Source organism: Phenylobacterium sp. (genome assembly GCF_037138395.1).
Lineage (GTDB): Bacteria > Pseudomonadota > Alphaproteobacteria > Caulobacterales > Caulobacteraceae > Phenylobacterium.
The window spans coordinates 23,242-30,088 of the sequence record NZ_JBAXIM010000008.1; the positions used below are offsets into that span (position 1 = coordinate 23,242).

A 6,847-nucleotide genomic window follows, 5' to 3' on the forward strand; every position below is an offset into this window, starting at 1 on the left:
TCAGTCCAGGCCCAGCCGCACGAACTGCGACTCCGGGGCCTCGATCGCCTTGAGGGCCTCGGAAAGGCGCCGGGCGGCCTGCGTCTCCAGCGGGCTTCCCGCCAGGTTCTCAATCTCGTCCGGATCCGCGACCCGGTCGAATAGATAGTTCCCCGAGGGCCGCGTACGGGCCCAGAAGGGCAGGGCGTCGCCCGCGGCGTAGGGCTGGTGGATCACCGGTATGGCGGAGCCTGGCATACGGTCGAGGAAGGCCCGGTGGTCGGGGGGCGGCAGGGCGATATGCCGGTCGATCATGTGGGTCGGCATGGTGGACCAACGGTTCGACATCATCGACAGGGGCGCGTTCTGGCCGGCGGGACCCCGGGCGTATTTCCACTCCCGGGTGACAAGGTGGACCTCGCGCCCCCAGACCCCGGTCAGCAGGTGATCCCGAACCGAGTCCGCCTCGCCGCGCAGGACGGGGAGGAGGGACCGGCCATGGGTACGCTGTCGGACCTTGACCCCGAACAGGTCGGCCAGGGTGGCGAACAGATCGACGCTGGTCGTCAGGGCGTCGCAGGCGCCTGGGGCAATCCCCGGGTGGCGGATCATCAGGGGGATATGGCCGAGGGTGTTGTAGACCGGCACGCCGGGCTTTCCCCAGATGTCCTTCTCGCCCAGGTAGTGCCCGTGGTCGGTACACACCATGACCAGGGTGTCGTCGGCCAGTCCCTTGTCTTCGATCGCCTTGAAGACCCGCCCCAGCCAGTGGTCGATCATCGACAGCTTGGCGCCGTAGCTGGCCCGCAGGCGGCGGGCGCTGGCCTCGCTCAAGACCCCCTTCTCGATCGCCCCCTGCATGTAGGGCGGCCAGATCATGGGCGGCCCCGAATAGTCGGGGTCGTACATCGAGGCCCAGGGCTCAGGCGTGTCGAAGGGCTCGTGCGGGTCGAATTCGTCGATGAACAGGAAGAACCGGTCGTGCCAGCCCGCGTTCTCCTCGATCCAGCGGGCAGCAGCGGACATGGTCCGCGGACCTGGAAAGTCGGGCTCCCCCCGGAACCAGCCCCGGCTGTCATGGTAGGGCATGTGACCCCGTCCAAAGATCGGCGCGCCCGCCCAGCTGGGATCCGGCCGGGTCTTCCAGGCGTCTCCCTCGTGCCCGCGCTCGTAGGCCCAGGCCGTGAAGTCGGAGTGGTAGTTCTCGCCGCCGGTCTCGAACAGGTGGGGGTGATCCGAGATGAGCTGCGAGACCACGCCGGCCTTATGCAGCTCGTAGGTGATGGCGTCCTCCCAGAGCTCCACCGACCCCCAGGCCCGCCAGAGGAAGTCCAGGGCACCGCAAAGGATGTCGTGGCGCGCCGGCATGCAGGGCAGGGACCCCGTATGGTGGTTGTCGAACCGGACTGCGGTGCGCGCGAAGCCGTCGAGATTGGGGGTGGCGAACTCGGTCCCGCCATAGGCTCCCAGCATATGCCGGTTCAGGCTGTCCAACAGGATGACGACCGCATTCCTCGGCGTGGCGACCATGCCCTTCCCCCTCCCGAAGACCAACGACGGGGCGAAGGCCCCGGCGGCGTCAGGTGAACTGTTCCCCGAGGTAGACACGCCGGACCTCGGGATTGTCGACGATCTCGGCGGGCGTGCCCTCCATCAGGAGCTCCCCCGCATGGATGATGGCCGCCCGGTCGATGATGTCCAGCGTCTCGCGGACATTGTGGTCGGTGATCATGATACCGATCCCGCGGGCCTTCAGGTAGCCGATCACCTCGCGGATGTCGGCGATGGCCAGGGGGTCGATCCCGGCGAAGGGCTCATCCAGCAGCATGTAGGCCGGCTCGGAAGCCAGGGCGCGGGCGATTTCGACGCGCCGTCGCTCGCCACCGGACAGGGAGATGGCGGGAGACTTGCGCAGGTGGTCGATCCGGAGATCACCGAGCAGCCCGGCGACGGTCTCCCGGGCCTTGCGCGGGTCCGGCTCGCGCAGTTCCACGATCGCCATGACGTTTTCCTCGACCGTCATGCCCCGGAAGATGGACGGCTCCTGAGGCAGATACCCCAGGCCCATGCGCGCGCGCTGGTACATGGGCTGGGCGGTGATGTTCTCCCCGTCCAGCCAGATCGCGCCCTCGTCGGCGGCGACCAGTCCGGTGATCATGTAGAAGCAGGTGGTCTTGCCGGCTCCATTCGGACCCAGCAGCCCCTTAACCTCACCCCGGCCGAGGCGCAGGGACACGCCCTTGACCACGGCGCGGCCGCGGTAGGTCTTGCCGATCCGATCGACGACCAGGCCTTCCTGGACAGGAGCTTCCATGCCCCGACCCTACTTCGGCGCGTCGGGCGAGGCGCCCGGATAGATGACGGTGCGGACCCGGCGGCCGGAGCGCTCCCCGCCCCCCTCCATGCGCGCGTCCCCGCTGACCGTGTTCACCACCAGGCGCTCTCCCTTCATGACGTCCTGCCCGCGGGAGGCGGCGACCGAGCCGGTGACGGTGAGCATCTGGGTCTTGGCGTCGTAGACGGCCTTGTCGCCGCGAACCCTTTGCTCGGGGGTCACGTAGAACACCGATCCCGTCGCCTCCATTCGCAGGAGATCGCTACTGCAGCCGTTCTTGCCGCCGCCCGGGGGGGCTGGGGCGTAGAGGATCTTAAGTTCGTTGGCCCGGAGGCGGCTGGTCTCCTGCAGGGCCTCAGCCCCGCCGCTATAGACGGCGGAACACTGGCTGTTCACCAGTTCCAGCTGGTCGGCAGTGATGTCGACGGGGGCCTTGGAATTGCGGGCCAGCTGGGCCTGGGCGACAGGTGCCGCGGCCAGTCCGAGGGACAGGGCAAGGATTGCCGCCGCCGTCCGGACGCTGTGCTGAAGGCTGGTCATCGCTTGTTCCCGCGCTTAGGGCCCGGACCTCGGCTCCAGGCGGGTGGAGACCCCGCCGCCGAACACCAGACGGTCGCCCTTGTCGTATACGCCATAGGACTTCGCATTGATTTCGCCAAGGGAACCCACGCCCTGGATAGTGCCGTCGCCCACGAGCTCACCCAGCGCTGTGTCGAAGGTCGAGGCCCCGGTCAGGAAGCTGACATCGCCGCCGTTCAGCCGAACATCGCCGGCCAGCTTCAGGAGATGCCTGGTTTCGTTGTAGTCCCCCGTCTTCGAAGAGACCCGGATCGGTTCCGCAGGGTCCCGGCGGAGCACGAGCACCGGCTGGTCGAGCAGGACCCGGTCATAGTCCCTGGGATCTCGGGTGGCCGTGCGGGCCGTGAGGGTAAAGGGCCGGCCCTTCCGGTCCTGGCCGACGAAGCGCGGATTGATGAGCTGGATCGACGCCCCCGCCTCTACCGGCCGGGCGCGGGGGGCGGCAAACACGGCGCGGACGAGATAACCGGCGAGGACGAGGAAGATGAGCCCGACCAGGGCCGGGAGGAGCCGTCTGAGACCCTGGACGCGGCGGGAGCGCCGTCGCCAGGCCACACCCTCGCGGGTCCGGCGGCCAGCTACAGGAAGGGCCGCTTCGCTCATGTCCTGACGCCGGCGACGGGCTCAGGCATGGGCGAAGATATCCATGTCCTCCCACCCCTCAACGTCGAGAAGGGCGCGGTGGGGGAGGAACCGGAAGCAGGCCTCGGCAAGCTCGGCCCGACCCTCCCGGCGGAGCATGTCGTCCAGCCGCTCACGCAGGCGGTGAAGGTGCAGGACATCAGACGCCGCATAGGCGATCTGTTCCGGGGTCAGGGTGGTCGCGCCCCAGTCCGAGCTCTGCTGGACCTTGGACATGTCGACGCCCAGCAGTTCCCGGGAGAGGTCCTTCAGTCCATGCTTGTCGGTATAGGTCCGAGCCAGCTTGGAGGCGATCTTGGTGCAGTAGACCGGCGTTGTCAGGACCCCCAGGTGGAGGTGGAACATGGCGATGTCAAACCGCCCGAAATGAAAGATCTTGGTAACCGCAGGATCGGCCAGGAGGGCCTTCAGGTTCGGCGCCGCATAGTCAGCCCGGGACAGCTGGACCAGGTGCGCATTGCCATCGCCCGCCGACAGCTGGACCAAGCAGAGCGGGTCTCGGCCGAGCCTCAGACCCATGGTCTCGGAGTCGATGGCGACAGATGCAACGCCGTCGAAGACCCCGTCGGGAAGGTCGCCTTGATGAAGAAAGTTCGCCACGGTCCGCCGTCTCCGCCGGTTGAATGTGAAGCGTCCCCAGGGGGGACGGTGGTGCCCAGGAAAGGACTCGAACCTTCACGGCCGTTAAGCCACTGGCACCTGAAGCCAGCGCGTCTACCAATTCCGCCACCTGGGCCCGATCCGTCGGACCGTGCGAGGGCGCTTCATTAGGGCCAAGTCCGGGTCCGGTCAACGACCATGCGCGGGACAGGGCGGGCGGCGATTGCAGGGCGGACGGGCATCGTCTATTCCCCAGGCCCTGAACTTGCGCCTTGGAGCCTTGCAGTCATGCCAGACTTGGTCACCGTGTTCGGGGGTTCCGGTTTCATCGGGACGCAGATCGTCCGGGCCCTGGCCCGCCGGGGCGCCCGGGTCCGGGTGGCCGTGCGCCAGCCGCATCTGGCCCACGCCATGCGGCTGATGGGCGACGTCGGCCAGGTGGAGGTCGTCCAGGCCAATATCCGTAATGCCGACTCCGTGGCCCGCGCCGTCGAGGGCGCCGATGCGGTGATCAACCTGGTGGGGCTTCTCTACGAGACCGGGCGCCAGACCTTCCGGTCGGTCCACGTGGAGGCGGCGGCGATCATCGCCCGGGCCGCAGCGGCGGCCGGCGCGCGACTGACCCACATGTCGGCCCTCGGCGCCGACGTCGACTCGCCCGCCCGGTACGCCCGCACCAAGGCGGAGGGCGAAGCCGAAGTCCGCGCCATCCTGCCCACGGCGGTCATCCTGCGACCCTCCATCGTGTTCGGTCCGGGGGACGACTTCTTCAACAAGTTCGCCGAGATGGCGGTGATCAGCCCCGCCCTGCCCCTGATCGGTGGCGGGCGCACCCGTTTCCAGCCCGTCTATGTGGGCGACGTCGCCAGCGCTGCGGCGGAGGTGACCCTGGACCCGCGCCACGCCGGCCAGACCTTCGAGCTGGGCGGCCCCGGCGTCTTCACCTTCCGCGAGATCCTCGACCTGATCCAGAAGGAGACCGGGCGGCGGCGGCTCTATGCGCCCCTGCCCTTCCCCCTGGCCGGCCTGGTCGGGACCCTCTGCTGGCCCTTTACCCTGACGCCGGTCGCCCCGCCCCTGACCGCCGACCAGGTGCGCCTGCTGCGGTCCGACAACGTCTTGTCCGGAGAGGCCCCGGGCCTGTCGGACCTAGGCATCGTCCCCGAAACGGTCGAGGCCGTGCTGCCGACCTATCTCTACCGGTTCCGCAAGGGCGGGCAGTTCGCTGCGGAAAGCGCCGCAGGCACGGGCCAGCCGGCCTGACCGTCAGGTCCGGGACAATAGGACCAGTCCCGCCGCCCCGACCAGGATGCGCCACCAGCCGAAGGGGGCGAAGCCCCGGCGGCTGACGAAGTCGAGCATCACTCTTGCGACGGCATAGCCGACCACAAGGCTCACCCCGAAGCCGAGGGCCAGGAGACCCAGTCGGTCGCCGTGCAGGGACTGGCGGTTGGACCAGAAGTCCAGGACGAAGGCGCCAGCCATGGTCGGCATGGCCAGGAAGAAGGAGAACTCAGCGGCGGCCCGCTTCTCCACGCCCAGCAGCATGGCCCCGACGATGGTCCCTCCCGAGCGGGAGACGCCGGGGATGATGGCCAGGGCCTGGAAGAGACCGACCAGCAGGGAGGTCTTCAGGCTCAGCGCCATGGCGTCGGTCTCCCGGGGGGCGGGCGCCCGGCGGTCGATGACCAGGAGGACCATTCCTCCGACGATCAGGGAGACGCAGATCAGCCTTGGGCTCCCGAAGAGCACATCCTTGATGACGTCATGCAGCAGGGCGCCCGCCAGAACGCCGGGCAGTAAGGCCACGAGGACCGAGAGGGCGAAGTGGCGCGAGCGCTGGGAGGTCGGCAGGGTGACCAGGACCGCCCAGAGGCGGCGGAAGTAGAGGGCGACGACGCCCAGTATAGCGCCCAGCTGGATCAGGACGATGAAGGTGTCCCAGAAGCCCGGGGGCAGGCCCAGGGCGGTCTTCGCCAGCAGCAGGTGGCCGGTGGACGAGACCGGGATGAATTCCGTCAGCCCCTCGACCACGCCCAGGATGATGGCGGAAATCCAGTCAGGCATGGGCGGCTCCTGAGGCGGTGTCCGCCCGGCGGTCGAGCGGATAGCTGCGCTCGAGGCGATAGCGTGATCCGTCCGGGCCGCGCCAGCTTGAATAGAGGCCGAACCGGTCGACCCTCAGGCCGGGGACCCTGAGAGACTCGGCGAAGGCCAGCCAATGGGCCACGGCCTGCGGCGGAAGCTGGCTCAGGTAGGCCAGGGTGACGTGCGGGGTGTAGGCGCGCACTTCCGCCCGCAGGCCCGCCCGCTGCGCAGCGAACTCGCAGGCCTGCGCCAGCTGCAAGAGGGGCCCGGTGGGCGTCACACGGGCCCAAACCGCGTGGATGTCCCGCCCCTCCCCGAAGGCGCCAGCGCCGGCGAGGTCCAGGATCAGGGGCGCCCCGCCGATCCGCCCGAGCTGGGAGGCAAGCTCGTCGGCCAGGTCCTCGGGCAGGTCGCCGGCGAACTTGAGGGTGACGTGCAGGGCCTCCCGTGGCCGCCAGGCCGCCCCATCCAGGCCCTGCTGGAAGGTCTCGAGGGCATCGGCGGCTTCGTCGGGCAGGCCCAGGGCAGCGAACAGGCGGATCATTTTCCCAAGCCTACCGTCGGTGCCAGCTTGCACAAGACGGTTAAGGTCATGATATTCATGTCTGCGCCCAATCCGGGCGT

The 6,847-nt window shown here is 68.8% G+C and carries 8 protein-coding genes and 1 tRNA gene; 1 reads left to right on the forward strand and 8 read right to left on the reverse strand.

What is annotated here, in order from left to right:
* The 6 genes from WCJ52_RS01225 to WCJ52_RS01250 form a co-directional block, all read right to left on the reverse strand.
* A complete protein-coding gene (locus WCJ52_RS01225) occupies nt 1-1,509 on the reverse strand; it encodes a sulfatase (RefSeq protein WP_336901466.1) in 1,509 nt (502 codons plus the stop codon).
* 49 nt (nt 1,510-1,558) lie between these two features.
* On the reverse strand, nt 1,559-2,293 hold the full coding sequence (gene lptB, locus WCJ52_RS01230) for an LPS export ABC transporter ATP-binding protein (RefSeq protein WP_336901467.1): 735 nt from the start codon (nt 2,291-2,293) through the stop codon (nt 1,559-1,561).
* Between the two features lie 9 nt (nt 2,294-2,302).
* Nucleotides 2,303-2,854, reverse strand: a complete 552-nt coding sequence (locus WCJ52_RS01235; protein ID WP_336901468.1) for an LptA/OstA family protein — start codon at nt 2,852-2,854, stop codon at nt 2,303-2,305.
* Nucleotides 2,855-2,869: 15 nt separating this feature from the next.
* Nucleotides 2,870-3,496, reverse strand: a complete 627-nt coding sequence (gene lptC, locus WCJ52_RS01240; protein ID WP_336901469.1) for an LPS export ABC transporter periplasmic protein LptC — start codon at nt 3,494-3,496, stop codon at nt 2,870-2,872.
* Between the two features lie 21 nt (nt 3,497-3,517).
* The gene (locus WCJ52_RS01245; protein ID WP_336901470.1) at nt 3,518-4,135 is read right to left on the reverse strand and encodes a ribonuclease D; all 618 of its coding nucleotides are present in this window, start codon (nt 4,133-4,135) and stop codon (nt 3,518-3,520) included.
* A 49-nt stretch (nt 4,136-4,184) separates the two neighbouring features.
* A tRNA-Leu gene (locus WCJ52_RS01250) sits at nt 4,185-4,271 on the reverse strand.
* Between the two features lie 152 nt (nt 4,272-4,423).
* Here WCJ52_RS01250 and WCJ52_RS01255 point away from each other — a divergent pair.
* A complete protein-coding gene (locus tag WCJ52_RS01255) occupies nt 4,424-5,398 on the forward strand; it encodes a complex I NDUFA9 subunit family protein (RefSeq protein ID WP_336901471.1) in 975 nt (324 codons plus the stop codon).
* Nucleotides 5,399-5,401: 3 nt separating this feature from the next.
* On the opposite strand, the gene WCJ52_RS01260 is transcribed toward WCJ52_RS01255, so the two are convergent.
* Nucleotides 5,402-6,202, reverse strand: coding sequence for an undecaprenyl-diphosphate phosphatase (locus WCJ52_RS01260; RefSeq protein ID WP_336901472.1), 801 nt, complete (start codon nt 6,200-6,202; stop codon nt 5,402-5,404).
* Entirely contained in the window at nt 6,195-6,767 is a 573-nt protein-coding gene (gene thpR, locus WCJ52_RS01265; protein ID WP_336901473.1) for an RNA 2',3'-cyclic phosphodiesterase, read from the reverse strand. The genes WCJ52_RS01260 and thpR overlap by 8 nt, the downstream gene beginning before the upstream one ends.
* Between the last annotated feature and the right edge of the window lie 80 nt (nt 6,768-6,847).